The organism is Streptomyces sp. 7-21, from assembly GCF_016741785.1.
Lineage (GTDB): Bacteria > Actinomycetota > Actinomycetes > Streptomycetales > Streptomycetaceae > Streptomyces.
Genome location: NZ_JAERRL010000007.1, coordinates 85,086 through 110,997, shown reverse-complemented (window position 1 = coordinate 110,997; position 25,912 = coordinate 85,086). Strand labels below are relative to the sequence as shown.

Sequence of the window (25,912 nt, the reverse complement as noted above, 5' to 3'; positions counted from 1 at the left end):
CTGTGACCGCACTTTCCGCGGGCCGCCCGCCCGCGACACCAGCGAAGGAACCGCCTCACATGCTGCGCATCGCCGTCCCCAACAAGGGCACGCTGTCCGACCCCGCGTCGGCGATGCTCCAAGAGGCCGGCTACCGGCAGCGCAAGGAGCGTCGGGAGCTGGTCCTGATGGACTCGGAGAACAAGGTCGAGTTCTTCTACCTGCGCCCCCGCGACATCGCGGTGTACGTGGGCTCCGGGCGCCTCGACCTCGGCATCACCGGCCGTGACCTGCTGCTCGACTCCGGCGCCCCCGCCGAGGAGATCATGCAGCTCGGCTTCGGTGCCTCCACCCTCCGGTACGCCACGCGGCCCGGCACGGTCAGCGACGTCAGCGAGTTCGGCGGCCTGTCGATCGCCACGTCGTTCGCCGGCGTCGTCCGGCGCCACCTCGCCGAGCACCAGGTGGACGCCTCCGTGGTGCACCTCGACGGCGCGGTGGAGACGGCCATACAGCTCGGCGTCGCCGAGGTCATTGCCGACGTCGTCGAGACCGGCACGACCCTGCGCAACGCAGGGCTGGAGGTCATCGGCGAGCCCGTGCTGGAATCCGAGGCGGTCGTCATCCGCCGCCAGGGCGACACCGGCAACGAGCCGCGGGTGCAGCAGTTCCTGCGCCGCCTCCAGGGCGTCCTCGTCGCCCGCAGGTACGTGATGATGGACTACGACATCCGCGCCGAGCTGGTGGACAAGGCGGTCTCCCTCACGCCCGGCCTGGAGTCGCCCACGGTCTCGCCGCTGCACGACCAGGGCTGGGTCGCGGTGCGCTCCATGGTCCCGGTCAGCGAGGCCCAGCGTGTCATGGACGAGCTGTACGACCTGGGTGCCCGGGCCATCCTTACCACCGGCATCCACGCCGCCCGGCTGTGACGCCCGCCGCCGAGCCGGAGGCAGAGCTCCCGGCGCTCCCCGTCGTCTTCCGCCCCGTCGTCACCCGCGTCGTGCTGCTGACCACGGGGGCGGTCGTGTTCGCCGTCCTCACCCTCATCGCCGTGCTGCTGCCCTCGCAGGGCGCGGTCAGCTGGAGCACGGGCGACCGCGCCGCCGTCAGCGCCAGCGGCCTGCTGGCCTGGGGCGTGCTCGCCCTGCTCAGCCGCCCCAAGGCCGAGGCCGACCGGCAGGGGCTGACCGTGGTCAACCTCACCACCCGGCGCCGCCTCGCCTGGGCGGAGATCCTGCGGGTCACGCTGCGGCCCGGCGACCCATGGGTGACGCTGGACCTGTCCGACGGCACCGTGCTGGCCGTCATGGCCATCCAGCCCGGCGTCTCGCGCCGCCGGGCGCTGGCCGACGCCCGCGCGCTGCGCGCGCTCGCCGAGGCGTACGGCACGGCGCCGCGCGAGGACGGCGCCTCACAGTGACGGCGCGGGGCCGGCGTCGGGCGGCCTGACCGCGCCCCGGCTCGACAGCACCTCGCCGTACGCCTGCATCAGGTCCGGCAGCCGCAGCGTGGACAGCTCCTGCCGCGTGGGGGAGGCGGCCGACCCGGCCAGCCGCATGTCACGGAAGGCGCAGCTCGACTCGTACAGGGTGCGCAGGAACCGGCCGTTGCCCAGCTCGTCGATCCAGCCCTGGGCCACCACGTGCTCGCTGATGCTGCGCAGCTCCTCCAGCGCCTCCGCGTCCCAGGTGTCGCCGTTCTCGGCCGCCAGCAGCTGCCCGATCGCCGTCAGCTCCTCCGGCCGGTAGCTGGGGAACTCCACGCGCACCGAGAACCGGGAGCTGAGGCCGGGATTGGCCGCGAGCAGCCGGTCCATGCCCTCCGGGTACCCGGCGAGGATGATCACCAGGTGGTCACGGCTGTCCTCCGCCCGTTTCAGCAGCACCTGGAGCGCCTCATCGCCGTAGGCGTCGCCCTTGCTGTAGCCGGTGTGGACCAGGCTGTACGCCTCGTCGATGAACAGCACGCCGCCGAGGGCGGAGTCGATGAGCCGGTTGGCCTTCACGGCCGTCTGGCCGAGGAACTCGCCCACCAGGTCCGCCCGCTGTGCCTCCACGAGCCGGTCGTGGGCCAGCACGCCCAGCGCGTGGAAGACCCGGCCCAGCAGCCGCGCCACCGTCGTCTTGCCCGTGCCCGACGGGCCGGAGAACACGAAGTGCCGCTTGGGCGGCTGTACCGGCAGGCCCTGGCCCGAGCGCAGCCGCGCCATCCGCAGCTGCGCCGACATCGCCTTGACCTGCTCCTTGACGGGCTCCAGTCCCACCATGCGGTCCAGTTCGCGCAGCGCCCGCTCCAGCAGCTGCGGGTTGCCGGCCGTCGCGTCGCGGGCGGCGGGCGGCGGTGCCGCGTGCCCGCCGCCGCCCGGCGGCAGCTCCCGTTCGGCGGGCGCGGCACCGGCCCACGGCGGGGGCGGCGAGGACATCTGCACGCCGGCCGGCCCGTCCGCTGTCCCGGCGGCGGAGGGCGGCGGGGCGCCGGGCGGGGGCGCCGCGTGCGCGGCGTCGGGGTCCTCACCGGCCAGCGCCGACAGCCGCACCGCCGTGTCCATGAACTCCGGGTCCGCCTCGTGCACCACGCGGTACAGCGGCAGGGCCGCCGCGCTGCGCCCGCTGCCCTCCCGCGCCCGCGCCAGCCAGTAGCGCAGCTCCTTGCGGTGCGGCTGCTCGGTACGGCACCGCATCAGGGCCGCCGCCAGCGTGGGCTCGGCCTGCTCGTACATCTCCAGCCGCACCCGTGCCATGCCTGTGAACAGACCGGCCTCCACGCCCAGCAGCGGGTCGTCCACCAGCGGGGACGCCAGCCGCAGCAGCCCCTCCCAGTCCTTGGCCAGGTAGGCGCGGCAGGCGTGCAGGAAGCGTGCGTACGGGTCGGACTCCGGCGGCGGGCACGCGGCCAGGGCCTGGTCGAGCTCGGCCAGGCGGCGGCCGTCCAGCAGGTGCGAGGCGTGCGCGAGCAGCAGATCCCGCTCCGTCTCCAGCACCGGCTGCACCCACCAGCCCAGCCAGTACGAGGAGCTCAGGGGGCGGCCGTACCGCTCGCGCTGCTCGCCGAACCGCTCACGGTTGCGGTACATGTGCCGCAGCGCGACGGGCACATCCGCCCGCAGCGCGTGCAGGCCCAGCCAGGCGTCTGCCATGCCCGGGTCCTCCCGGACCGCCGCGCGGAACTCCTCCTCGGCCTCCGGGTAGGCGGCGGCGGTGTACGCGTCCACGCCGCGCAGCCAGGACAGGTCGGCCGACGGCTGCCGGCCGTGAACCCCGTGTGTGCCAGTACTCATGACGACTCCCACCACCGGGCCCGTGTGCCGCCCTGTGCCGGGGCTCACCGGCCCGGCGTGCGGGCCGCGTAGCTGTCACCCCTCGCTCTTATCAGCATATCCGCAAAGGGCTTTGACGGATCATCGGCGAAGTGGCGCAGCTCGGCCGCCCGCCACTGGCGCCAGAACCCGCCGAGCGCCGGCCCGTCCCGGCGCATTCCCCGCGCCCACGCCTCACCGGGCTCCACGTCGACCCAGACCAGGTACGCCAGCAGCGGCCGCAGCGCGCGCCGCCCCGCGCCCACGCCCTCGACGAGTACCACCGGTGCGGGCGGGATGACGGCGGTCCGGTCAAACGCGCGGCGTTCCCAGTCGTAAACCCGGAAACGGGCGACGCGGCCCCGCGACAGCGGGGTGAGCACCTCCCGGAACAGCCGGCCGGTCCAGCCGAAGAACGAGCCGTGGCACGCCAGATCGTCCAGGTGCACCACGGGGGCGCCGCCCAGCGCGGCCGCCAGCCGCCCGGCGAGCGTCGTCTTGCCGGAACCTGCGTGCCCGTCCACGCCCACCAGCCGCACCGGGCCGCAGGACGGCGGCAGCGCGGGCAGCCGGGAGGACAGCGCGGCGAGCGGATCGCCGCCTGCGCGTACGGCACCAGGGGACACGGCGCCAGCGTAACCGCGCCACAGGTCGCACCAATATTGCCGGCGGCGGTCCGCGGCGGATTACTGGCCGTCAGCCGGGGGAGGGGCGATAGTGGTGCCCGTTCCCGCACCGACCCGATCCGGAGGCCACCGTGACCAGGACGCCCCGCCGCACCGTGCTCGCCGCCGCTGTCGCCGTTGCCGGAGCCGCCGCCACGCTCGGCGCGGGCACCGCGACGGCGGGCGGCCCCGGCTCCCGCCCCCGCCCCGGCACCGGCGGCCGGCCCCGTCCCGCCGCCGCGGCCATCGATTACCGCGGCTGGTCCACGGCCGGGGACTGGGCGTCCGGCACCGCCGAGGGCACCGCGGTCACCGGCGGCGGCACCCCCGCCCTGGTGCTGGACACGCCGGCCGGCACCCTCGACTACACCGACCCGCACACCGGCACCACCCGCACCTGGGAGTACGCGCGGTGGGTCTCGCCGGAGCACCGCCCGGCCGAACCGGCCACCGAGCTCATCGCCTCCTGGAACGCCCGCACCCCCGCCCACACCCACCTGCGCGTGGAGGTGCGCGGCACGTACGCGGGCGGCGGCCAGACCCCCTGGTACACGATGGGCGTGTGGGCCTCCGGCGACGAGGAGATCCGCCGCACCTCCGTCGACGGCCAGGGCGACGGCGTGAGCACCGTGTGGACCGACACCGTCGCCGTGACCGACCCGGCCTCCGGCGCCCGCATCGTCTCCTGGCGGCTGCGCCTGACGCTGTGCCGCCTGCCGGGCTCCGGCGCCACCCCCGAGGTGTGGCGGGCGGGCGCCATGGCCTCCGACGTGCCGGAGCGCTTCGAGGTCCCCGCGACCGAGCCCGGCCCCGCCGCCGGGATCGAGCTGCCGGTGCCGCGCTACTCCCAGAACGTCCACATCGGCCGGTACCCCGAGTACGACAACGGGGGAGAGGCGTGGTGCAGCCCCACCTCCTCGCAGATGATCATCGAGTACTGGGGCCACCACCCCACGCCCGAGGACCTGGCCTGGGTCGACCCCTCCTACAGCGACCCGCAGGTGTGCCACGCCGCGCGCCAGACGTTCGACTACGCCTACCAGGGCTGCGGCAACTGGCCGTTCAACGCCGCCTACGCCGCCACCTACGAGGGCCTGCGGGGCGTGGTCACCCGCTGCGCCTCCCTCGCCGACGCCGAGCGCCTCATCCAGGCCGGCATCCCGCTGATCACCTCCCAGTCCTTCTACGAGGAGGAGCTCGACGGCGCGGGGTACGGCACGGCCGGCCACCTGATGACGGTCATCGGCTTCACCGCGGACGGCGACGTGATCGCCAACGACCCGGCAAGCCCCGACAACGACGCGGTGCGCCGCGTCTACCCCAGGCGCCAGTTCGAGAACGTGTGGCTGCGCACCCGGCGCACCACCCAGGACGGCACGACCGCCTCCGGCACCGGCGGCGTCTGCTACCTGTACTTCCCGGCCCGCCCGACGGCCGCCCAGCGGCGCGCGCTGGCCTCGGTGGGGATCCGGTAGCGGCGGGCCGGACCGCCGTGACCGGCCACGGCCCCCGCCGGCTGCCCGGCGTCGCGGCCGCCGTCATCGTCCGGGACGGCCGCGTCCTGCTGGTGCGGCGCCGCGTGCGCGAGGGCGACCTGAGCTGGCAGTTCCCCGCCGGCGGCATCGAGCCCGGCGAGAGCGCGGAGCGCGCCGCGGTGCGCGAGGCGGCCGAGGAGACCGGGCTCACCGTCGGGGCCGTGCGGCTCCTCGGCAGGCGCGTGCACCCGCTGACCGGGCGAGCCGTCTCCTACGTCGCCTGCGAGGTGCGGGCCGGCGTCGCATGTGCCGGCACCGCCGCTGCGGACGCCGGGGACGAAGAGACCGCCGAGGTCGCCTGGGCTGCACGGGAGGAGATCCCCCGGTACGTGCCCTACGGCCTCTTCGACCCGGTGCAGGCGTGGCTGGACGCCAGGCTCAGGGACAGCGGGTAGCGCGGGACGGTCCCGCCCGCGCCCTCCCGGCACCCGCCCTCACCCCGCAGCCGCGGGAGGAAGGGAGGGCCAGCGGCGGGCGCCGGCTCAGGCCGCCTGGCGCAGCCGGGGCGCGCGCAGCGGGCGCGGCCCCAGGCCGGCGTGCGAGAACGGCTGGAGGCGCCAGTCCAGGCTCTCGGGCAGGCTGGCGCGCGTGGCGTCCTCCCCGCCGGCGGCCGCCGGCAGCGGCAGCGCGCCCTCCTCGCCGGCGACGGCACGGCCCGACCCCGGGCACACCGTCAGGCCGAACGGGTCCCACGGCGTGGGGCACAGCGCGTGCTCCGGCAGCGACTGGTCCTGCCCGGTCAGCGCGACGGGCTGGCGGCAGTCCCGGCAGACGACGCGGACCACGTCGCCCTCGGGCTCCTCCGCCTCGTCCAGCACGTCGTCCTCGACGAGTGTCACCGGATTGCGGCTGGCACGGCGGACTGCCTTGGTACTGCGCATACTTCCCCCTAGGACGGCACTGCGGCCCTGACCACAGCAAGCACTTCCCGCCGCCCCGGGCGGCTAATCGCCCGCCGCCCCGGCCCGCCCGCCGCCCGCTGTGGCCTTCGTCACATAATCGTTGCCGCGCCGTTCCCCGGACGTGCTCCGCGCGCCCCGCGCGGCGTCCGCCCGGACGCCCCGGGGCACCCGCCGGCGGCCGGATGCGGGTAGGTTACGGTCCCGTGGAGGAACTGGACCGGCGCATCGTGGAGCTGCTCCTCAAAGACGGCCGGATGAGCTACACCGACCTCGGCAAGGCCACCGGGCTGTCGACGTCGGCCGTGCACCAGCGGGTGCGCCGCCTGGAGCAGCGCGGCGTCATCCGCGGCTACACCGCGATGGTCGACCCCGACGCCCTGGGCCTGCCGCTCACGGCGTTCATCTCCGTCAAGCCCTTCGACCCCAGCGCGCCCGACGACATCGCCGAGCGCCTCGCGGGGGTCCCCGAGATCGAGGCGTGCCACTCCGTGGCCGGGGACGAGAACTACATCCTCAAGGTGCGCGTCGCCACGCCCGCCGAGCTGGAGCACCTGCTCGCCCGTGTCCGCTCCCTGGCCGGGGTGTCGACCCGCACCACCGTCGTTCTCTCCACCCCGTATGAGGCGCGCCCGCCGCGGCTGTGACACTGGCGCCATGACAGACAGCGCCACCCCGGGCGCGGCGCCCCGCACCGTTCTGCTGCGCCACGGCCGGATCCACAGCCCTGCCGACCCCTTCGCCACCGCTATGGCCACCGAGAACGGCCGCGTCGCCTGGATCGGTTCGGAATCGGCCGCCGACACCCTCGCCGCCTCGGCGGACGAGGTGGTCGACCTGCACGGCGCGCTGGTGACCCCGGCGTTCACGGACGCACACGTGCACACGACAGCGACGGGGCTGGCGCTCACCGGGCTCGACCTGGCCGGCGCCACCACGCTCCGCGAGGCGCTCGACCGGGTCCGCGTCCACGCCGAGTCCTCGCCGGCGGCCGACGTGCTCCTGGGACACGGCTGGGACGCCACCGCCTGGCCCGAGGGCCGCCCGCCCACCCGCGAAGAGCTGGACCAGGCCGCGCTCGGCCGCCCGCTCTACCTCGCCCGCGTCGACGTGCACTCCGCGCTCGCCACCACCGCGCTCCTGGACCGCGTCCCGGGCATCACCAGGCTCGCGGGATACCAGCCGGACGCCCCGCTCACCGGCGAGGCCCACCACGCCGTCCGCCGTGCCGCCGACGCTGCCCTCGGCCCCTCCCAGCGCGCCGCCGCCCAGCGCGCCGCGCTCCGCCGCGCCGCGTCCCTCGGCATCGGCAGCCTCCACGAGTGCGCGGGCCCCGACATCTCCAGCGAGGACGACCTCACCGACCTGCTCGCGCTCGCCGCCGCCGAGCCCGGCCCGCGCGTGACCGCCTACTGGGCCGGCCTCGTCACCGGCCCCTCCGACGCCGCCCGGGTGCGCAAGACCGGCGCGGCGGGGGCCGCGGGCGACCTGTTCGCGGACGGCTCCCTCGGCTCCCGCACCGCCCACCTGAGCGCCCCGTACGCCGACGCGCCGCACACCGCCGGCACCGCGCACCTGACGGCCGGGGAGATCGCCGCACACGTCGCCGCCTGCACCGAGGCCGGCCTCCAGGCCGGTTTCCACGCGATCGGGGACGCCGCGCTCGCCGCCGTGGCCGAGGGGCTGGTACAGGCCGCCGAGCGGGTGGGCGCCGACCGGGTCCGCGCCCTGCGGCACCGCGTCGAGCACGCCGAGATGGCCAGCGAGGAGACCATCGCCGTCTTCGCCTCCCTCGGCGTGACCGCCTCCGTCCAGCCCGCCTTCGACGCCGCCTGGGGCGGCGAGGACGGCATGTACGCGCGCCGCCTCGGTGCCGCGCGTGCCCGCACGCTCAACCCGTTCGCCGCCTTCCTGCGGGCCGGCGTTCCCCTCGCCTTCGGCTCGGACGCCCCGGTGACGCCGCTCGCGCCCTGGGAGGGCGTGCGCGCCGCCGCCTTCCACCGCACCCCCGCCCACCGGGTGTCGGTGCGCGCGGCCTTCACCGCCCACACCCGCGGCGGCTGGCGCGCCGCCGGCCGCGACGACGGCGGCGTGCTGCGGCCCGGCGCGCCTGCGGACTACGCGGTGTGGGACACCGGCGACCTCGTCGTGCAGGCGCCGGACGACCGCATCGCGCGGTGGTCCACGGACCCCCGCTCCGGCACCCCCGGCCTGCCCGACCTCAGCCCCGGGGCGCCGCTGCCGCGCTGCCTGCGCACCGTGGTGGCGGGCCGGACGGTGTACGACCGGCTGAACGAGTGATCCGCTGCGGTGCCGATACCGCCGAACGACGTGCGTCCCGGTCCTCCGCCGGCGTCTCCTTCTCCGCACTGACCTGCCGGTTTGACGAGAATGTCCTGGTCACGCCGGTGTTGACAGGCGGCGGTCACGGAACGGTAGGTTCGGCCGGGTCCACCACGGGACGTCCGGCCGGACATCCTCCGCGCAGTCGTCGAACGCCGCTGGGCCAGAGGGCGGGGTACCGTCAGGCGGTGCCGCGTCACCGGGAGCCAGGTCCAGTGCCTGCGGCACGGGGGCGGAAGGTTCCTCCGGCCGGCTGGTGAGACCCGGGCGGGGCCCGGACGCTCAGTAGACAACGGCTTTCGGCAGGCCCGCAGCCAGCGGGCCCCAGGTCGGCCCGAAGAGCGCCGGGCTCCGGCCCGCAGCGCGCGGGAGCACTCCCCGCCCAGCGCTCTGCCCGCCCTGCCGCACGCCTCCCGCCGCCCCTCGTCTCGGCCGCGACGCGGCCACGGGGTACGGTCGTGCATCATCGCCCGTTTTCCACAGGAGGCCACGACCGTGCCACCGGGCTCCCCGACGACCACCGCGAGCGGCGCCGACGACGCGGCCGCGGGCACCTCCGGGCCGCACGCCGCCGACGGCGGAACGGACCAGGGCACCGTGCCGCGGCCCGCCCCGCCGCGCCGCCCCGGCCGGGTCCGGCGCCTGGCCGCGGCCGGCCGGCGGCACTGGCGCGCCAGTCTGGCGGCGGCCGCCGCCGGCACCGGCCTGGCCCTCGCCTTCCCGCCGTACGGCATCTGGCCGCTGTCGCTGGCGGCCGTGGCGGTGCTCGCCGTGCTGGTGCGGGGCAGGACCGCGCGGCAGGGCGCCTGGCTCGGCTTCGCTGCGGGCCTGCCGTTCTTCGTGGTGCTGCTGAAGTGGCTGCACGTCGTCGGCTGGGACACCGTGGTGGGGCTCTCGCTCGTCGAGGCGCTGTTCTTCGTCCCTATGGGCGCGGCCATGGCGGCCACCTCCCGGCTTCCGGTGTGGCCGCTGTGGACGGCGTGCCTGTGGGTCGCCGAGGAGTGGGCCCGGGACCGGGTGCCGCTGGGCGGCTTCCCGTGGGGGCGGCTGGCCTTCGCCAACACCAGCACGCCGTTCACGCCGCTCGCCGCCCTCGGCGGCGCGCCGCTGGTCACGTTCGCCGTCGCGCTCAGCGGGGCGCTGCTGGCGTGGGCGGCGCTCGCCGGGTACCGCCTGCTCCGCGACGGCGGCGGCCCGCCGCGGCGTCGCGCCGCGCTGCCCGCCGCCGGGGCGCTGGCGCTCGCCGCGGCCGTGCCGGCCGTCGCGGCCGCCGCCGTCCCCGTGCCGACGGCCGCCGACGACACGGTCCGCATCGCCGTGGTGCAGGGGAACGTGCAGCGGCCGGGCATGGACTTCCTCGGCCGGCCCATGATGATCCTCAACAACCACGTCGAGGCCACGCTCGCGCTCGCCCGGGACATCGAGGCGGGCCGGACCGAGCGCCCCGACCTGGTGCTCTGGCCGGAGAACGCCTCCGACCTCGACCCGTACACCGAGCCGCAGGCGTACCAGGCCATCGAGCGGGCGGTCGAGGCCGTGGGCGTGCCCGTCCTCGTCGGCGCCCTCATCGACCATCCCACCCGGGAGGGCTACGTCCTCAACCAGGGCATCGTGTGGGAGCCGGGCAGCGGGCCGGGGGACTCCTACACCAAGCAGCACCCGGTGCCGTTCGGCGAGTACGTCCCCTTCCGCGACCAGCTGAGCACGTTCATCTCCCGGCTGGAGCGGGTGCCGCGCGACTTCTACCCGGGCGACGAGACCGGCGTGCTGGACGTCGGGCCCGCCCGCCTCGGCGACGTCATCTGCTTCGAGGTGGCCTACGACGGCATCGTCCGGGACACCGTCAACGACGGTGCCCGCGCCCTGGTCGTGCAGACCAACAACGCCACCTACGGCCGTACCGGCCAGCCCGAGCAGCAGCTGGCGATGTCACAGCTGCGGGCCGTCGAGCACGGCCGCTCCGTCGTCACGGTGGCGACCAGCGGCATCAGCGCCATCGTGGCGCCCGACGGCTCTATCGAGCAGCGCACCGAGGAGTTCACCCAGGACGTGCTCACCGCCACTCTGCCGCTGCGCGACGGGGTCACCGTGGCCGACCGGGTGGGCGCCGCGCCCGAGTGGGTGCTGACCGCCGCCGGGCTGGGAGCCTGGGGCTTCGTCGCGGTGCGGGAACGGCGCCGGCGTGTCCGGGCCGGCGCGGCAGCCGCGGGCGCCGAGGACGGTGCGGGTGACTGACGGCGGGCGGCGGTACGGCCCGTTCGGCAGGGTCCTGGTCATCATTCCGACGTACAACGAGGCGGTGAACCTGCCCCCGCTGCTGGCCCGCCTGCGTCAGGCGGTGCCCGCCTGCGACATCCTCGTCACCGACGACGACAGCCCTGACGGCACGGGCAAGATCGCCGAGGAGATCGCGGCCGTGGACGAGCGGGTGCACGTCCTGCACCGGCCCGGCAAGGAAGGCCTGGGCGCCGCCTACCTGGCGGGCTTCGCCTGGGGCCTGCGCCGCGGCTACGGGGCCCTGGTGGAGATGGACGGTGACGGCTCGCACCAGCCGGAGCAGCTGCCGCGCCTGCTGCGGGCGCTGCGCGGCGCCGACGTCGTGCTCGGCTCGCGGTGGGTGCCCGGCGGCCGGATCGTCAACTGGCCCGCCCACCGCCATCTGCTCTCACGCGGCGGCAGCACGTACGCCCGGCTGCTGCTGGGCCTGCCGCTGCGCGACGCCACCAGCGGCTTCCGCGCGTTCCGCAGCCACGTGCTCAGCGCGGGCCTGCTGCGGAACGTCGCCTCGCAGGGGTACTGCTTCCAGGTCGACCTTGCCTACCGCGCCGTGGCGGCGGGCCACCGGGTGGTGGAGGTGCCGATCACGTTCGTCGAGCGGGAGCACGGCAGCAGCAAGATGAGCCGCGACATCGTCTTCGAGGCGCTGTGGCGTGTCACGGCGTGGGGGATCGCCACCCGTTTCGGGCGGCGCAGGGGCGCCAGGCACACTTGAACCATGAGCACCGGCACCCCCGACCCGTACCGCGCCCGGCGTGACCCGCACCCGCGCCGGGGCCGCCGGCGCGCCTGGCTGCCCCTGGGCATCGCCGCGTGGGCGCTGCTGGAGATCTGGCTGCTGACGCGCGTCGGCCAGGCTGCGGGCGGGCTGACCGTCTTCCTGCTGCTGGCGGCCGGGGTCGTGGTGGGTGCCGCCGTCATCCGGCATGCCGGGCGCCGCGCCTGGCAGCGGCTGGCCGCCGCCGCGCGGCCGGGTGCCGGCCTGCCGGAGCCGGGGGGCCAGGCCGGCACGGGCATGCTCACGATGCTGGGCGGCCTGCTGCTGATGGTGCCCGGGCTGCTGACCGACGCGGTGGGGCTGCTGTGCGTCTTCCCGCCCACGGCCGCGCTGCTGAGCCGGGCCGGGGCCCGGGTGCTCGCGGGCTCGCACGGCCCGGTCGGCACGGCGTTCCAGCAGGCGCGGGAGGCCAGGGAGAGGCTCCGCGAAGAGCAGCGGCGGCGGGCCGGCGAACCCGGCGGCCCCGGCGGCAAGGTCGTGCGGGGCGAGGTCATCCGGGACAGCCGGGACGGCGAGGACGGCGGCGCCGGGGCGGGCGGCGGTCCGCGCCAGACGCCCTGAACTCTGCCCCTGCCCGCGGCGCTGGTGCGCCGGGACAGCGAAGGGGCCGGGTCACCGCGTGACCCGGCCCCTTCCGCCGTCTGTAAGGCGGCCGCCCGCTACGCCGACTTGCGGCTGTCCCTCGGGTGGACCGCGATGTTCATCGCGCCGGAGCGCAGCACCGCCAGCCGCTCGGCCAGCACCTCTTCCAGTTCCTCACGGGTACGCCGCTCCATGAGCATGTCCCAGTGCGTCCGCGCCGGCTTGGCCTTCTTCTCCTCGGGGCCGTCCCCGTCCACCAGGAGCGCCTGTCCGCCGCAGACCTTGCACTCCCACTCCGGCGGGATCTCGGCCTCCACCGAGAACGGCATCTCGAACCGATGTCCGTTCTGGCATGCGTACTCCACCGCCTGGCGCGGCGCGAGGTCAATGCCGCGGTCCGTCTCGTAGCTGGTCACCACGAGCCGCGTGCCGCGAAGAGCTCGCTCACTCATGAATCGTGCCTCCCGGGCTGGTCGCCCACATGACAGGTGCCACTGTCGTCATCACTCAGGTCAACGTCCGGTCGGCGGTGAAGATTCCCGCTGGGGGTCATGCGTCGCCCGTCGTACCGCCCTTCTTGTACCCGCCAGCGCCCCGTTTGTCACATCCGACAGATATCTGTCAGGAAGTGTCACTCCGGCGTCCGCACGGGGACATGCGCAGGAATGCTCCATCCGGCGGGACCGAACGGGTAGATTACCGTTCCGCCGCCTGCCGCCGAAACCGGCCCCCCGTTCCCGCGCCGGCGCGGCCGGGCATCGCGCACCGGCGCAGGAAGAACTGCGCCAGCGGGCCGATGGCGAGCGCGTACACCACGGTCCCGGCGCCCGCCGTGCCGCCCAGCAGTACCCCCGCCGCCAGCACCGCCACCTCGATGGCGGTGCGCACCAGCCGCAGCGACCGCCCGGTGACCCGGTGCAGGCCCGTCATCAGGCCGTCCCGCGGCCCCGGGCCGAACCCGGCGGCGATGTACAGACCGGTGGCGAGCCCGTTGAGCACCACGGCCGCCAGCATCAGCGGCACCCGCACAGCCAGCGCGTCCGGCGGCGGCACGGCGGCCAGCGTGGCGTCGATCGCGACGCCCACCAGGACCACGTTCGAGACCGTGCCCAGGCCCGGACGCTGCCGCAGCGGCAGCCACAGCAGCAGCACTGCCGCGCCCGTGGCCACCGCCACCGTCCCTATCGACAGCCCGGTGCCCTCCGCAACCCCCTGGTGGAACACGTCCCACGGGCCGAGCCCCAGCCCGGCCCGCACCAGCAGCGCCGCGCTGGCGCCGTACAGCAGCAGGCCGGCGTACAGCTGAAGAAGGCGGCGCGGCAGCCTTCCCCCCGGGTCCGCCCCGGTCATCCTATGCCCTCCCTTCCAGGCCACCTGGCCAGGTGGACCCTTTGCACGGCATCCTGTGGCCGGGAAGAATGGCAGTGCCATGGCCAATAGCGGAAAGGTGGCCTGAAAAATGCCTGAGTGGACCTCGCGGGTCGGAGCCGCGCAGCTCGCCCAGCTCCTGGGCCCGCAGCGCCGCGGCGAACCCGCCGGCCCGCGCCGCGTGCCCGCCTACCGTGCGCTCGCCGACGGTCTGCGGCTGCTGCTGCTCGAAGGCCGCCTGCCCGTCGCCGCCCGCCTGCCCGCCGAGCGGGAGCTCGCCGCCGCCCTCGCCGTCAGCCGCACCACCGTCGCCGCCGCCTTCGAGGCGCTGCGCGCCGAGGGCTTCCTGCGCTCCCGCCGCGGTTCGGGCAGCTGGACCGCCGTGCCCGCCGGACGTCCCACGCCCAGCCGCAGCCTGGACCCGCTGCCGCCCGAGGCGACCGGCTCCGTCATCGACCTGGCCTGCGCGGCGCTGCCCGCGCCGGAGCCGTGGCTGACCCGGGCCCTGCAGGCCGCGGTGACGGACCTGCCGCCCGCCGCCCGCACCCACGGCGACTTCCCGGCGGGCGTGCCCGCGCTGCGGCAGGCGCTCGCGGACCGCTACACGGCGCTGGGCGTCCCGACCATGCCCGAGCAGATCATGATCACCACGGGCGCGATGGGGGCGGTGGCCGCCGTGTTCCGCCTGCTGACCGCCCGGGGCGAGCGCGTCGCCGTGGAGCACCCCTCCTACGCCAACGTCCTCCAGCTGCTCCGCGAAGCCGGGGCCCGCCTCGTCCCGGTGCCGATGGCGGCCGGGCTGGCCGGCTGGGACCTGCCCGCCTGGCGCCGCATCCTCCGCGACGCCGCCCCGCGCGCCGCGTACGTCGTCGCCGACTTCCATAACCCCACCGGCGCCCTGGCCAGCGACGAGCAGCGCCGCGACCTGGTCGCCGCCGCCCGCGCCGCGGGCACCGTCCTCGTCGCCGATGAGACCATGGCAGGGCTCGCCCTCGACCTGGCACCGGGCGAACAGCCGCCCCGGCCCGTGTGCGCCTTCGACCCCGGCGGGTCCGCCGTCGTCACCGTCGGCTCCGCGAGCAAGACGTTCTGGACCGGCATGCGCATCGGCTGGGTGCGCGCCGCGCCCGACCTCATCCGCGGCCTCGTGGCGGGCCGCGCCTACGCCGACCTCGGCAGCCCCGTCGTCGAGCAGCTCGCCCTGACGTGGCTGATGCGCGGGGAGGGCTGGGAGGAGGCGGCCGCGCTGCGCCGCGCCGAGATCCGCGAGAACCGCGCCGCCCTCGTCGCCGCGCTGCGGCGGCACGTCCCGGACTGGGAGTTCAGCGTGCCTGGCGGCGGCCTGACGCTGTGGGCGCGCACCGGCGGGCTGTCCGGCTCGCGGATCGCGGAGGCGGGCGAGCGGCTCGGCGTGCGCGTGCCGTCCGGGCCGAGATTCGGCGTCGGCGGAGCCTTCGAGGGATACGTGAGGCTGCCGTTCACCGTCGGCGGGCCGGTCGCCGAAGAAGCCGCTGCCCGGCTGGCGGCCGCCGCCCGGCAGGTCGCCGAGGGGCGCGCGCCGAGCCCCGAGACGCCGCTGGGCTACACGGCCTGACCGCTCGCCCGCCCCGCCAGCCAGGCCGCCGCCGGGCGGGGCCCGGCGTCAGGACCCGTCGCTGCCGGCGATGATCAGCTCCGCGAGGTGCCCGGAGATCTCCTCACGGTCGGAGTCCGGCAGCCCCGCGTCCGTCACCAGCGTGTCCACCTCGTCCAGCGAGGCGAACGAGCTCAGGCCGGTCGTCCCCCACTTGGTGTGGTCGGCGACCACCACCACCCGCCGCGCCGAGCGGATGAAGTGGCGGTTGGTCTCCGCCTCGGCCAGGTTCGGCGTGCTCAGGCCGGCCTCCACGGAGATGCCGTGGACGCCGAGGAACAGCACGTCGAAGTGGAGCGAGGCGATCGCGGCGTCCGCCACCGGCCCCACCAGCGCGTCCGAAGGCGTGCGCACCCCGCCGGTCAGCACCACCGTCGTCGTCCCGGGGCCGGCGGACCTGCCCCCCTCCGCGACGTGGTGGGCGTGGTGGAACACGTCCGCCACCCGCACCGAATTCGTCACCACCGTCAGATCGGGCACCTCCAGCAGCTGATGCGCCACGGCGAACGTCGTCGTCCCGCCCGAGAGCGCCACCGCGCTGCCCGGTGTGGCCAGCGCCGCCGCCGCCCGCGCGATCTCGCTCTTCGCCGACAGTTCAAGCGACGACTTCGCCTCGAACCCCGGCTCGTGCGTCCGGGCCTCCGCTACCGGAACCGCGCCGCCGTGCACCTTCTCCAAGGCGCCCTGGCGCGCCAGCACGTCCAGGTCACGGCGCACCGTCATGTCCGAGACCTGAAGCATCCTCGTCAGCTCGCTGACCCGGATGCCGCCCCTGCGGCGCACCTCGTCGAGGATGAGCGCCCGCCGCTGGCCGGCCAGCAGGTTCTGGTTGTCGCTCACGGCACTCCTTCGTCATCTCCACGTCACCCGGTGCGGGTCATCCTCGCACGGACCAGGCGTCCGCCAACCGGGTGGCGCATGGGGCCGGTTACCGGGGCAGATTCCTACACGACGGCGCAGCCCACACCCCCACGGAGACGACGAGGCGATGACAGCCGACCGCACCGCCGCAACGCCCGCCATGGAACTGCTCGTGCACGGCGTCGGCGGCGCCAGCCCCGAGCAGCTCCTGGCGGACCAGCGCACCACCCGGATCACCGGCGACGGCACCGCCAGCATCCACCGCCGTACCGCCGACCTCGACGACCGCCCCTGGGACGACACCGACCCGCTGCGCGAGGCGTACACCTGGTCGGGACTCACCTCGGGCAACGCCGCCCGCGCCCTGTGGCTGCTGCTGCTGCCGTTCATGGTCGTCAACCTCGTCCACTGGATGCGCCCCGGCTCCCCCCGGCCCCGCGCCGCCCACTACGCCTACGACGTCCTGCTGCGCCTCCTCGCGCTCACCCTCACCGTGCTGCTGGCCGCCGGCGCCTGCGCCGTCTGCCTCGACCTCGTCGCCTGGCAGTGCGGCGGCGCGCCGGAGTGCGCCGCGAACGTCTCCTGGCTCGGCCCGCTCACCAGCGAAGGCGGCTGGTGGCAGCAGCCGGGCCGCCGCCTCGCCCTCGCCGCCGCCGTGCCCGCCGCTCTGACGGGGCTGCTGTGGTGGCTGTCCCACCGCACCTGGAGCGCCTACGAGTCCGCCTCGCCGCCGGTACGGCCGCGCCCCGACGCCGAGGGCAGCGCGCTGCTGAGCCAGCCCGGCTTCTGGTACGGCCGGCAGGCGGTCAGCAAGCTGCGCGCCACCCACACCGCCGCCGCCCTGCTGACGGTCTGCGCGGCGCTGCTGGCCGTCACCGCCAGGCGCGACGCCGGCGCGGACGGCAGCGCGCCGCTGGCCGCCGCGGGCTGGGCGCTCGCCGCGCTGACGGCCGCCGGGATGGCCGCCGTCACCGCCCTCCAGCTGCGCCACCACCGCACCGAGGACGAGCCCGACGTGCAGCCCGTGCCGCGCGCCGTCGCCGCGCTGCCGTGGGCGGCGCTGGGCCTGCTGCTGCTCACGGCCGTCTACACCGCCTGGGACCGCCCCGGCTGGCAGGCCAGCGGACGGCTCACCGCCGACGGCGTCCTCACCGCCCTCATCGCCGTCCAGGGCGCTCTGGTGCTCGGCCTGGCCCTGGCCGCCGCGGCGCTCCACCGGCGCGCCCCGCGCGGTGCGCGCGGCGTGCTGGCGGGCCTGGGCGGCGCCGCCGTCGCCCTGCTCGCGTGCGCGCTGGGCGGCGCGCTGACCGGGGGAGTGACGCAGTACACCTCCGACCTGCTCGACCCCGCGGCGGGCGAGCCGGACGGGCTCATCCCCGGCCCGCCCGTGCTGCTGAGCTGGCAGGCCGCCGCCGTCCCCGCGCTGCTGTGCGGGCTGGTGGTGGCGGCCGCCGCCGCCGCGTGGCGGGCCTGGCGCCGCCGCCAGCGGCTGCGGGAGCAGGTGCGCGGCTGGTACCCCGGCGAGAGCTGCGAGGCCGAGCCCGCCCGCAGCCGCTCCATCGCCACCGCCGTGGCCCTGGCGGAACTCACCGACCTGCTGCCGCAGTTCGTCGGCGGGATCACCGTGCTGGGGGTCGCGCTGGGCGCGGCGGCCGTGGCCGGGTCGCTCACCGGCGAGCCTCCCGTGCAGGCGCTCCGGGACGCCCCGGACCCGCTGCCCGCTCTCACCTCCGCCTCTCACAGCCTCGGCTCCTGGCTGCTGGCGGGCGCCGTGGTGCTGCTGGTGGCCCTCGGCCGCCGCGCGTACCGGGACGCCGGCGCCCGCCGCACCATCGGCATCCTGTGGGACGTCGGCACGTTCTGGCCCCGCGCCGCCCATCCCTTCGCGCCGCCGTGCTACGCCGAGCGGGCCGTGCCCGACCTGTCCTGGCGCATGGGCACCTGGATCGACGCCACCGGCGGGCGCCTGGTGATCTCCGGCCACTCCCAGGGCAGCGTCCTGGCCGCCGCGGCCGTCTGGCAGCTTGACGCCGCCACCCGCAGCCGCACCGCCCTGCTCACCCACGGCTCGCCGCTGCAGCGGCTGTACGGCCGCTGGTTCCCCGCCTTCTTCGGGCCCGACGCGCTGCGGTCACTCCACGGCGACGTGCCGTGCTGGCGGAACCTGTGGCGCGCCACCGATCCCATCGGCGGGCCCGTGGGCGTCGCCGCCGCCGGGCTGCCGCCGGTGGACCGGGGCCCGCTCGACGACCCCCTGTACTACGGGCGGAACCTGCTGCGCCCCCTGCCGGAACCCGTCCTGGGGCACGGCGACTACGCCGAGGACCCGGCCTTCGCCGAGGAACGCGCCGCCCTCCACCGCCGCCTCTCCCGCCAGGCCGGGGACGGCGCGCTGCCCCGGCCAGCCGGCCCTGCCGCCGCCGAGCAGGAGGCCGCCGGCTGAGCACCGCGGCGGCACCCGCCGGCCGGGGGTCAGGCCGGATCCGGCAGGTCCCCGGGATACAGCAGGCTCAGCTCCGCCGTGCTGGGGTTCTCCAGCCGCGCCACCCGGCCGGCGTGCCGCTCCACCATCGCCTCGAACGTCTGCCGCGCCGTCCTGCCGTTGCCGAACGACGGCCCCCGCTCCAGCTTCGAGAAATACGCCAGCAGCGCCTCCGGCGTGCCCTCGCCCAGGTCGTACTCCTGCTCCCGCGCCTGCCGTTCCACGATGCTCAGCAGTTCCTCGGGGGAATAGTCACTGAAGGCGATGGTGCGGGAGAAACGCGAAGCCACGCCCGGGTTGGCGGCCAGGAACCGCTCCATCTCGGCGGTGTAGCCCGCCACGATGACGACCACGGCGTCCCGGTGGTCCTCCATCAGCTTCACCAGGGTGTCGATGGCCTCCCGCCCGAAGTCACGCCCGGCGTCCTCCGGCGCCAGCGCGTACGCCTCGTCGATGAACAGCACGCCGCCGCGCGCCCGTTCGAACGCCTCCTGGGTGCGGATCGCCGTCGAGCCGATGTGCTCGCCGACCAGGTCCACCCGGGAGACCTCTACCAGGTGCCCGCGCTCCAGGACGCCCAGCGACGCCAGGATCTCCCCGTACAGCCGGGCCACCGTGGTCTTGCCGGTGCCCGGCGGCCCCGTGAAGACCAGGTGCCGCCGCACCGACGCCGCCTTCAGCCCGGCCTGCTGCCGCCGCCGGCCCACCTCGATCATGTCGATGAGGGCGCGCACCTCGCGCTTGACGGTCCGCAGGCCCACCAGGGACTCCAGCTCGGCGAGCACCTCCTGTGCGGGGCGGCCGGGCGCGGGCGCGTCCGTCCTGGCCGGGCCGCCCGCGGTGCCGCCCGGCTCCGCCGCCGCGGTGCTGGCCGGCGCCGTCGCGCGGGCGGGGGCCAGCGGGGCGGCCGACACCACCGCGGCGGCCGGCGACGGGGCGGGCGCGGCGGCCCTCAGGTCCGCGCCGGGCCGCTGGCTCTCGTCGCTGCGGCAGTCGGACAGCTTCGGCGGCGCGTCCTCGGTGAAGTCGGCGAAGACGTAACCGCCCCGCGCGCAGCGCTCGGTGCGGCAGCGCGTCAGCTCGGTACGGCAGCCGTCGATCACGTGGAAGCCGTAGCCGCGGGAACCGGCGACGTGGCAGCGGGTGAACGACCCGCGGCCCCCGGCCGACACGTACACCCCGGCCTCCACCGGGTCGGTCACGGTGCAGTCCGTGACCTCGGGGTCCGCTTCCTTGGCGACGATCACCCCGGTCCGCGCCTGGTGGAAGTCGCAGCCGCTGAGCACCCCGCCGCTGCCGGGGTCACGGAACCAGGCGCCGGTGCCGACCCGCAGCACCCGGCAGGCGTCCAGCCGCGCCGTGGCGCCGTCGCTGACGGACACCGCCGAGCCGCGCACGTCGGCGAGTTCGCTGTCCACGACGTCCGCGCGGGAGCCCGAGTCGAGCACGAACAGCGCGTCCGGCACGTCGCTGACCCGGCAGGACTCCAGCACCGCCGTGGCGCCGTCGCTCACCCACACCGCCGGGTAGTCGCCGGTGGACTCGTGGATGTCGCAGTGGTGGGCGTCCGCGCGGGTCCCCGGGTCCCACACCGACAGGCCGTTGCGCCCGAAGCGCGTGACGGCGGTGCGCACCAGCGTCAGCACCGACCGGGACCGCAGGTCCAGCGCGTTCTCCGGCACGTCCGCCACGCGGCTGTCCGTCAGCGTCAGCACCGCGTCGCCGTCCAGCGTGACGCCGTCGCCCGAGGTGCGCTCCACGCCGCACTCCGTCAGGTGGGCGGTGGCGCGGCCGGCCAGGTGCACGCCCGGCCCCCGCACGTCCGTGAAGGCACAGGCCAGCGCGTCGACCGAGCTGCCCTCGCCGGTAACGGCCAGGCCCGCTCCCGCCGACTGGCGCACGCGGCACCGCTCAAGTCGCAGGTGCGCGGGGCCGGTGACCGCGATACCCGGCTGGCCGGACTCGCTGACGTCGCAGTCCTCGAAGAGCCCGCCGGCGCCGTCCTCCACGCTGATCCCGGCGCCCGAGGCGTTCTTGACGGCGCACTGCCGCACGGTGGGACGCGCACCGCCGCGCACCTGTATGCCGGCCGCCGAGGCCGTGTGCACGTCGAGCTCCGACAGCTCCGGGCTGCTGCCCTCCACCAGCACCGCGGGCGCCGAGGTGTCCTGCCCCTCGATCCGCAGCCGCTGCACCGTCGCCGACCCGCGCACGGTCAGCGGCACGCCCTGCGGCGGGGCAATGCGCGCCGGGCCGTCTTTGTCCTGCTGCGGTCCGCGCACCGTGACCGACTGCTCGATGACCAAGTTCTCCCGGTAGATCCCGGGCGCGAGAACCAGCACGTCCCCGTCGCCTGCCGCCGCGAGCGCCTCGGCGACCGTGCCGTAGACGGCCGTCCTGCGCCGCCAGCGCGACGTTCCCGAATGCGTCACCTGGACCGAGCCCGTAGCCATGGACTGATGTGCCCCAACTTCCTGCGGAGACCGACGCCGCCCATGACCAGCAAGGCGGCCGCTCCACCGTAGCGCGCTCCGAACTCGGCCGCTGACAGCCTCCCTTGAGACTCCCTTGAGACTCCCTTGCGGCGACTCCCTTGAGAGCTCCCGGGGATCCCAGGGCAGTCCCCGCGGGACGTAGCCGCTGTTCCGGGGAGGCGTTCCGCGGCACCGTGGCACACGCGGGGGCATACCGCGCCCCGCCGCCCGCGGTGTACCGGTTCCTCCGTCCCGGCTCGCCCCGTGCGCCGGGAGGAGGCACGCCGCGGGACGGCGGGGGCGCGTCCGCCTACTGGCGCGGGCCCTGGTCGGCCCAGTAACCGGACTGCTGGTACTCCTGCGGCCGCTGCGGGACCGGGTACGGGTTCTGGTACCCGGCGGGCACCTGGCGCGGCGCGGCGGGCCGTGGCGCGGGCGGACGCGGCGCGGCCGGGCGCGGTGCGGCCGCCGGCGCGGGCGCCTGCGGCGCGGGGTAGGGCCGCGGCGCGGCGTGCTGCTGCGCCGGGTACGGCGCCGCCGGCTGCGGGGCCGGCGCGGGAAGCTGCTGCCGCGGCGGGGCCGGATGGTGCCCGGGGTACGGGTGCGGCTGAGGCTGCGGGCTGGGCACCGGCGCGGGCGCCTGCGGCGCTGCGGCCGGCGACGGCAGTGCCGGCAGCGCGGGCTGCGAGGACGGCTGCGCGTAACCCTCAAGGGGCTCGTAGGCGGCCGGGACCCGGATGGGCGCGATCTGCGGGGTTCCCCGCTCGGCCACCAGGCTGTCGTAGATGGGAGTGTCAGCGAATGACGGCGAGGAATAAGCACCGCCATAGGGGCGCGGGGAGGTCATGCCCCATAAGTTAAGCGCACCGCAGGGCGGTTGGGGAGACCGATTGGCGGTTGTTTTACGGGCCTTTCGCTGACGGCAGGCCACCAGGAAGCCGGAATGCCGGAAAACACCAGAAAAGGCGCGGGATAAACGGGCCGCGGTTACCCGGCCGGAGTTCTGCGAACGGTGTTTGCAGGGGGGTGTCCGGCGGCCGGAAGCCGGGTGGCATAGTGGGGTATGCCCGCGCTGGACAGGAGGCGTGTCGGCGCCGGACCGACGGGGAGGAACCTCACGATGCTCAAAGGCGCGAATGTTCCCGTGGCGGCCCGCTCGGTGCGGGTCGAGATCGGGTGGCGGACCGCGGCGGGCGTGCCCGACGTGGACGCTTCGGCGCTGCTGCTCGCGGGGAGCCGGGTGCGCTCCGACGACGACTTCGTCTTCTACAACCAGCCCCGCCACGCCTCCGGCGCCGTCCGGCACGACGGCAAGCAGCCGCAGGGGCAGGAGGTCACCGACCGGCTGTCAGTCGACCTGGACGCCGTGGAGCCGGACATCGAGAAGGTGGTCCTGGCGGCGTCCGCCGACGGCGGCACCTTCGGCCAGGTGCCCGGGCTGCACATCCGCGTGATCGACGCGGGCAGCGGCGCCGAAGTGGCCCGCTTCGACAGCGAGGACGCCACCACCGAGACCGCGTTCGTGCTCGGGGAGCTGTACCGGCGGCAGGGCGCCTGGAAGTTCCGTGCCGTCGGCCAGGGGTACGACAGCGGGCTCGCGGGCCTGGCGACCGACTTCGGCATCACCGTCGACGACGCGCCTGCCGCGCCGGCGCCGGCCACCGCACCCGCGCCGCCCGCCGCACCGGTGCCGCCCCAGGCACCCCCGGTACCGCCTCAGGCACCGCCTGCCCCGGCGCCTGCCCCGGCGGCGCCCGCTCCGGCCGCGCCCGTGCGCCTGAGCAAGGTCACCCTGACCAAGGAGGCGCCGAAGATCTCCCTCGCCAAGCAGGGCGGCACCTCCGGCGCCATGCGCGTCAACCTCAACTGGCAGGAGCGGCCCCAGCCCGCCCGCGGCTGGAAGGAGCGGATCACCAAGGCCGTCTCCGGCGGGCTCGACCTCGACCTGTGCGCCCTGTTCGAGCTCACCGACGGCCGCAAGGGCGTCGTCCAGGCCCTGGGCAACGCCTTCGGTTCGCTGCACCAGCCGCCCTACATCCACCTGGACGGCGACGACCGCACGGGCGCCGTGGCCACCGGCGAGAACCTCACGATCAACCTCGACCACGTCCGCGACCTGCGGCGCGTCCTGATCTTCGTGACGATCTACTCGGGCGCCAGCAGCTTCAAGGACGTCGCCAACGCCACCGTCACGCTCACCCCGGAGAACGGCGCGCCCGTGGAGTTCTTCCTCGACGAGTGCACCGTCGACTCCCCGGTGTGCGCACTGGCGCTGCTCACCAACGAAGGCGGCGAACTGGTCGTCAACCGCGAGGCGCGGTACCTCGTGCCGGAGCGGGGCGTCAGCCCGCAGCGCACCGTCGATCACGCGTACGGCTGGGGCATGCAGTGGACGCCGGGCCGGAAGTGACGCTTCCCGCCGTACCCTGAGATGCCGTGAAGATCGCTCTCATCGACTCCGGCATCGGCCTGCTGGCCGCCGCCGCCGCGCTGCGCCGGATGCGGCCCGACGCCTCCCTGGTCCTGGCCAGCGACCCCGGCGGCATGCCATGGGGGCCCAGGACACCCGAGGACATCACGGCCCGGGCCCGCGCCTGCGCCCGGGCCGCCGCCGCTCAGCGGCCCGATGCCCTCATCGTGGCCTGCAACACCGCCACGGTGCACGCCCTCGACGCACTGCGCGCCGAGTTCGAGCCGGACCTCCCCGTCGTCGGCACCGTGCCCGCCGTCAAGCCGGCCGCGGCCGGCGGCGGCCCGCTCGCCGTGTGGGCCACCCCCGCCACCACCGCCAGCCCCTACCAGCGGCGGCTGATCCGCGAGTTCGCCGCCGGCACACCGGCCACGCCGGTGCCCTGCCACGGCCTGGCCGACGCCATCGAGCGCGCCGACGACGCGGCCATCGACGCCGCCCTGGCCGCGGCCGCCGCCCTCACCCCCCCGGACACCCGGGCCCTCGTGCTGGGCTGCACCCACTACGAGCTGGTCGCCGACCGGATCCGCAGCCACCTGCCCGCCGCCGCGGACCGCCCCGTCGCCCTGCACGGCTCGGCCACCGCCGTCGCCGCCCAGGCGCTGCGCCGCCTGGGCACCGCTGCCGACCCCGCCGCCCCCGCCACCGGCCGCCTGACGGTCCTGGCCGGCGGCGAGGAGGCCACGCTGCCCGAGGCCGTCCGCAGGTACCCCGAGGCCCAGGCGCTGCTGCGCGCCCCCGTAGGCTGAAGGCCATGGCCACCCCCGGCTTCATCCGCGACCTGCGCAGCCGCATCGGCCACACCCTGCTCTTCCTCCCCGGCGTGAGCGCTGTCGTGCGGGACGCGGAGGGCCGTGTCCTCCTTGGCCGCCGCGCCGACACCGGCGCGTGGTCCATCATCGGCGGCATCCCCGAACCCGGCGAGCAGCCCGCCGAGGCCGCCGTGCGCGAGGTGTACGAGGAGACCGCCGTGCACTGCGAGGCCGAGCGGGTGCTGCTCGTAGAGACGCTGGAGCCGGTGCGCTACGCCAACGGCGACCAGTGCCAGTACGTGGACGTCAGCCTGCTGTGCCGGGCCACCGGCGGCGAGGCGCGGGTCAACGACGACGAGTCGACCGATGTCGGCTGGTTCGCTCCCGGGCAGCTGCCGCCGCTGAGCGACTACGCCCTGCGCCGCATCCGCCTGGCCGCCGAGCCGGGCCCCACCTGGTTCGCGCCCGCGCGTCACACCTTGCGGTAGCCGTACGCCTCCCCGGCCGCCGCCGCGACCGCCGCCAGGTCCGCGCCGGCGGCGGCCGTCACCACCGCCGCGACCGCGCCCTCCAGGAACGGCGCGTCCACCAGCCGCGTGCCCGCAGGCAGCTCACCGTCCTCCGCGAGCATCGCCTGCACCGTCAGCACGGCGCTGCCCAGATCGGCCAGGACCGCCACCCCGGCGCCCTGGTCGGCTTCCCGCGCCGCCTCGGCGATCCGCCGGGCGCTGGTCCCCAGGCCCCCGTCCTCGTCGCCCCCCGCGGCCGCCACCACCGGCAGCCGCCCGCCGCCGGACAGCCCGCGCGCCAGCGCCGCCACCGACGCGGCGACCTCGGCGCTGTGCGACACCAGCACGATGCCCACCAGGCCCTCGCCGTCGCCCCCGCCGTCAGCCACGGGACGCCTCCTGCTCCGCCGCGCGCGCCAGCGCCGCCACCAGCAGCGCCGCCGACGCTGCCCCCGGGTCCTCGTGCCCCGCGCTGCGCTCGCCCAGATAGCTCGCCCGGCCCTTGCGGGCCCGCAGCGGCACCGTGGCCGCCGCGCCCTCCTCCGCCGCGCGCTGTGCCGCCGCGAAGTCGGGCAGCGCCGCCGCGGCGGGCTCAAGCGCGTCCACCATCGTCTTGTCGCCGGCGGCTGCGCCGCCCAGCCGCGCCACCGCGCTCACGCCCTCACGCAGCGCCGCGGCGAACTCCTCCGCGCTCACCTGCTCCGCCTCGCCGAGCACCTTGCCCGCCCGCCGCAGCAGCGTGCCGAACAGCGGCCCCGAGGCGCCGCCGACCGTGCCCACCAGGGTGCGCCCGGCCAGCACCAGCGCCCGCCCCGGCGAGGCCGGCTCCTCCCGCTCCAGCGCCGCCCGCACCGCCGCGAAACCGCGCCGCATGTTGCTGCCGTGGTCCGCGTCCCCGATCGCCGAGTCGAGCTCCGTCAGCCGCCCCGCCTCCCGGGCAAGGGCCTCTTCCGTCTCCGTCAGCCAGCGCCTGACCAGCGCGGCGTCCACCCGCGTCACCGCCGCCTCCC

At 76.1% G+C, this 25,912-nt stretch carries 24 protein-coding genes; 14 read left to right on the top strand and 10 right to left on the bottom strand.

What is annotated here, in order from left to right:
- Window positions 1-59: 59 nt before the first annotated feature.
- Both hisG and JK356_RS11240 read left to right on the top strand, forming a co-directional pair.
- Entirely contained in the window at window positions 60-908 is an 849-nt protein-coding gene (gene hisG, locus JK356_RS11245; RefSeq protein WP_201867513.1) for an ATP phosphoribosyltransferase, read from the top strand.
- Window positions 905-1,399: a PH domain-containing protein gene (locus tag JK356_RS11240; protein ID WP_201867512.1), complete on the top strand. Its 495-nt coding sequence runs from the start codon at window positions 905-907 to the stop codon at window positions 1,397-1,399. Before hisG ends, JK356_RS11240 begins: the two co-directional genes overlap by 4 nt.
- Here the strand turns inward: JK356_RS11240 and JK356_RS11235 are convergent.
- Complete coding sequence (locus tag JK356_RS11235; protein WP_201867511.1) at window positions 1,391-3,256, bottom strand: AAA family ATPase; 1,866 nt, start codon at window positions 3,254-3,256, stop codon at window positions 1,391-1,393. The two genes, JK356_RS11240 and JK356_RS11235, sit on opposite strands and share 9 nt — an antisense overlap.
- 44 nt (window positions 3,257-3,300) lie before the next feature.
- Window positions 3,301-3,900 (bottom strand): uridine kinase, encoded by a 600-nt coding sequence (locus JK356_RS11230; RefSeq protein ID WP_201867510.1) that lies wholly within the window; start codon window positions 3,898-3,900, stop codon window positions 3,301-3,303.
- A gap of 131 nt (window positions 3,901-4,031) precedes the next feature.
- Between JK356_RS11230 and JK356_RS11225 the strand changes: the two genes are divergently transcribed.
- Complete coding sequence (locus JK356_RS11225; RefSeq protein ID WP_201867509.1) at window positions 4,032-5,414, top strand: C39 family peptidase; 1,383 nt, start codon at window positions 4,032-4,034, stop codon at window positions 5,412-5,414.
- A gap of 17 nt (window positions 5,415-5,431) precedes the next feature.
- Entirely contained in the window at window positions 5,432-5,869 is a 438-nt protein-coding gene (locus JK356_RS11220) for an NUDIX domain-containing protein (RefSeq protein WP_201867508.1), read from the top strand.
- Between the two features lie 87 nt (window positions 5,870-5,956).
- On the opposite strand, the gene JK356_RS11215 is transcribed toward JK356_RS11220, so the two are convergent.
- Complete coding sequence (locus JK356_RS11215) at window positions 5,957-6,355, bottom strand: hypothetical protein (protein WP_201867507.1); 399 nt, start codon at window positions 6,353-6,355, stop codon at window positions 5,957-5,959.
- A gap of 224 nt (window positions 6,356-6,579) precedes the next feature.
- On the opposite strand from JK356_RS11215, the gene JK356_RS11210 reads away from it, so the two are divergent.
- The 5 genes from JK356_RS11210 (at window position 6,580) to fxsA (ending at window position 12,332) form a co-directional block, all read left to right on the top strand.
- Entirely contained in the window at window positions 6,580-7,020 is a 441-nt protein-coding gene (locus tag JK356_RS11210) for an Lrp/AsnC family transcriptional regulator (RefSeq protein ID WP_201867506.1), read from the top strand.
- Window positions 7,021-7,030: 10 nt separating this feature from the next.
- Complete coding sequence (locus tag JK356_RS11205) at window positions 7,031-8,674, top strand: amidohydrolase (RefSeq protein ID WP_201867505.1); 1,644 nt, start codon at window positions 7,031-7,033, stop codon at window positions 8,672-8,674.
- 537 nt (window positions 8,675-9,211) lie between these two features.
- Complete coding sequence (gene lnt, locus JK356_RS11200; RefSeq protein ID WP_201867504.1) at window positions 9,212-10,951, top strand: apolipoprotein N-acyltransferase; 1,740 nt, start codon at window positions 9,212-9,214, stop codon at window positions 10,949-10,951.
- The gene (locus JK356_RS11195; RefSeq protein ID WP_201867503.1) at window positions 10,944-11,708 is read left to right on the top strand and encodes a polyprenol monophosphomannose synthase; all 765 of its coding nucleotides are present in this window, start codon (window positions 10,944-10,946) and stop codon (window positions 11,706-11,708) included. The genes lnt and JK356_RS11195 overlap by 8 nt, the downstream gene beginning before the upstream one ends.
- Before the next feature lie 3 nt (window positions 11,709-11,711).
- Window positions 11,712-12,332: an FxsA family membrane protein gene (fxsA, locus tag JK356_RS11190; protein ID WP_201867502.1), complete on the top strand. Its 621-nt coding sequence runs from the start codon at window positions 11,712-11,714 to the stop codon at window positions 12,330-12,332.
- Window positions 12,333-12,430: 98 nt separating this feature from the next.
- On the opposite strand, the gene JK356_RS11185 is transcribed toward fxsA, so the two are convergent.
- Both JK356_RS11185 and JK356_RS11180 read right to left on the bottom strand, forming a co-directional pair.
- Window positions 12,431-12,805: an RNA polymerase-binding protein RbpA gene (locus JK356_RS11185; RefSeq protein WP_201867501.1), complete on the bottom strand. Its 375-nt coding sequence runs from the start codon at window positions 12,803-12,805 to the stop codon at window positions 12,431-12,433.
- Window positions 12,806-13,049: 244 nt separating this feature from the next.
- A complete protein-coding gene (locus JK356_RS11180) occupies window positions 13,050-13,703 on the bottom strand; it encodes a YitT family protein (RefSeq protein WP_201867500.1) in 654 nt (217 codons plus the stop codon).
- A 109-nt stretch (window positions 13,704-13,812) separates the two neighbouring features.
- Between JK356_RS11180 and JK356_RS11175 the strand changes: the two genes are divergently transcribed.
- Window positions 13,813-15,315 carry a PLP-dependent aminotransferase family protein gene (locus JK356_RS11175; RefSeq protein ID WP_201867499.1) on the top strand — a complete coding sequence of 501 codons (1,503 nt, stop codon included), beginning with the start codon at window positions 13,813-13,815 and terminating at the stop codon, window positions 15,313-15,315.
- 48 nt (window positions 15,316-15,363) lie between these two features.
- Here the strand turns inward: JK356_RS11175 and JK356_RS11170 are convergent, their stop codons facing one another.
- On the bottom strand, window positions 15,364-16,194 hold the full coding sequence (locus JK356_RS11170; RefSeq protein WP_201867498.1) for a DeoR/GlpR family DNA-binding transcription regulator: 831 nt from the start codon (window positions 16,192-16,194) through the stop codon (window positions 15,364-15,366).
- Window positions 16,195-16,342: 148 nt separating this feature from the next.
- Between JK356_RS11170 and JK356_RS11165 the strand changes: the two genes are divergently transcribed.
- Entirely contained in the window at window positions 16,343-18,658 is a 2,316-nt protein-coding gene (locus tag JK356_RS11165; protein WP_201867497.1) for a hypothetical protein, read from the top strand.
- Between the two features lie 29 nt (window positions 18,659-18,687).
- On the opposite strand, the gene JK356_RS11160 is transcribed toward JK356_RS11165, so the two are convergent.
- Both JK356_RS11160 and JK356_RS11155 read right to left on the bottom strand, forming a co-directional pair.
- Window positions 18,688-21,150 carry a right-handed parallel beta-helix repeat-containing protein gene (locus JK356_RS11160; RefSeq protein WP_201867496.1) on the bottom strand — a complete coding sequence of 821 codons (2,463 nt, stop codon included), beginning with the start codon at window positions 21,148-21,150 and terminating at the stop codon, window positions 18,688-18,690.
- A gap of 331 nt (window positions 21,151-21,481) precedes the next feature.
- Entirely contained in the window at window positions 21,482-22,018 is a 537-nt protein-coding gene (locus tag JK356_RS11155) for a DUF6643 family protein (protein ID WP_236671141.1), read from the bottom strand.
- Between the two features lie 273 nt (window positions 22,019-22,291).
- Here JK356_RS11155 and JK356_RS11150 point away from each other — a divergent pair, with 273 nt between their 5' ends.
- The 3 genes from JK356_RS11150 to JK356_RS11140 are packed head-to-tail and all read left to right on the top strand — an operon-like array spanning window position 22,292 to window position 24,881.
- Window positions 22,292-23,581: a TerD family protein gene (locus JK356_RS11150; protein ID WP_201867495.1), complete on the top strand. Its 1,290-nt coding sequence runs from the start codon at window positions 22,292-22,294 to the stop codon at window positions 23,579-23,581.
- Between the two features lie 26 nt (window positions 23,582-23,607).
- Window positions 23,608-24,390 (top strand): glutamate racemase, encoded by a 783-nt coding sequence (locus JK356_RS11145; protein WP_201867494.1) that lies wholly within the window; start codon window positions 23,608-23,610, stop codon window positions 24,388-24,390.
- A 5-nt stretch (window positions 24,391-24,395) separates the two neighbouring features.
- The gene (locus JK356_RS11140) at window positions 24,396-24,881 is read left to right on the top strand and encodes an NUDIX domain-containing protein (RefSeq protein WP_201867493.1); all 486 of its coding nucleotides are present in this window, start codon (window positions 24,396-24,398) and stop codon (window positions 24,879-24,881) included.
- Here the strand turns inward: JK356_RS11140 and JK356_RS11135 are convergent.
- Together JK356_RS11135 and dhaL are read right to left on the bottom strand one after the other, a co-directional pair.
- The gene (locus JK356_RS11135) at window positions 24,866-25,291 is read right to left on the bottom strand and encodes a PTS-dependent dihydroxyacetone kinase phosphotransferase subunit DhaM (protein WP_201867492.1); all 426 of its coding nucleotides are present in this window, start codon (window positions 25,289-25,291) and stop codon (window positions 24,866-24,868) included. The genes JK356_RS11140 and JK356_RS11135 overlap by 16 nt on opposite strands.
- Window positions 25,284-25,901 carry a dihydroxyacetone kinase subunit DhaL gene (gene dhaL / locus JK356_RS11130; protein ID WP_307815527.1) on the bottom strand — a complete coding sequence of 206 codons (618 nt, stop codon included), beginning with the start codon at window positions 25,899-25,901 and terminating at the stop codon, window positions 25,284-25,286. Before dhaL ends, JK356_RS11135 begins: the two co-directional genes overlap by 8 nt.
- Between the last annotated feature and the right edge of the window lie 11 nt (window positions 25,902-25,912).

What these genes read in the sequence shown, in the direction of transcription:
- hisG (WP_201867513.1), top strand. Translation starts at nt 60, where the DNA reads ATGCTGCGCATCGCCGTCCCCAACAAGGGCACGCTGTCCGACCCCGCG.
- JK356_RS11235 (WP_201867511.1), bottom strand. Translation starts at nt 3,256, where the DNA reads ATGAGTACTGGCACACACGGGGTTCACGGCCGGCAGCCGTCGGCCGAC.
- JK356_RS11215 (WP_201867507.1), bottom strand. Translation starts at nt 6,355, where the DNA reads ATGCGCAGTACCAAGGCAGTCCGCCGTGCCAGCCGCAATCCGGTGACA.
- JK356_RS11205 (WP_201867505.1), top strand. Translation starts at nt 7,031, where the DNA reads ATGACAGACAGCGCCACCCCGGGCGCGGCGCCCCGCACCGTTCTGCTG.
- fxsA (WP_201867502.1), top strand. Translation starts at nt 11,712, where the DNA reads ATGAGCACCGGCACCCCCGACCCGTACCGCGCCCGGCGTGACCCGCAC.
- JK356_RS11185 (WP_201867501.1), bottom strand. Translation starts at nt 12,805, where the DNA reads ATGAGTGAGCGAGCTCTTCGCGGCACGCGGCTCGTGGTGACCAGCTAC.
- JK356_RS11180 (WP_201867500.1), bottom strand. Translation starts at nt 13,703, where the DNA reads ATGACCGGGGCGGACCCGGGGGGAAGGCTGCCGCGCCGCCTTCTTCAG.
- JK356_RS11175 (WP_201867499.1), top strand. Translation starts at nt 13,813, where the DNA reads ATGCCTGAGTGGACCTCGCGGGTCGGAGCCGCGCAGCTCGCCCAGCTC.
- JK356_RS11165 (WP_201867497.1), top strand. Translation starts at nt 16,343, where the DNA reads ATGACAGCCGACCGCACCGCCGCAACGCCCGCCATGGAACTGCTCGTG.
- JK356_RS11160 (WP_201867496.1), bottom strand. Translation starts at nt 21,150, where the DNA reads ATGGCTACGGGCTCGGTCCAGGTGACGCATTCGGGAACGTCGCGCTGG.
- JK356_RS11155 (WP_236671141.1), bottom strand. Translation starts at nt 22,018, where the DNA reads ATGACCTCCCCGCGCCCCTATGGCGGTGCTTATTCCTCGCCGTCATTC.
- JK356_RS11150 (WP_201867495.1), top strand. Translation starts at nt 22,292, where the DNA reads ATGCTCAAAGGCGCGAATGTTCCCGTGGCGGCCCGCTCGGTGCGGGTC.
- JK356_RS11140 (WP_201867493.1), top strand. Translation starts at nt 24,396, where the DNA reads ATGGCCACCCCCGGCTTCATCCGCGACCTGCGCAGCCGCATCGGCCAC.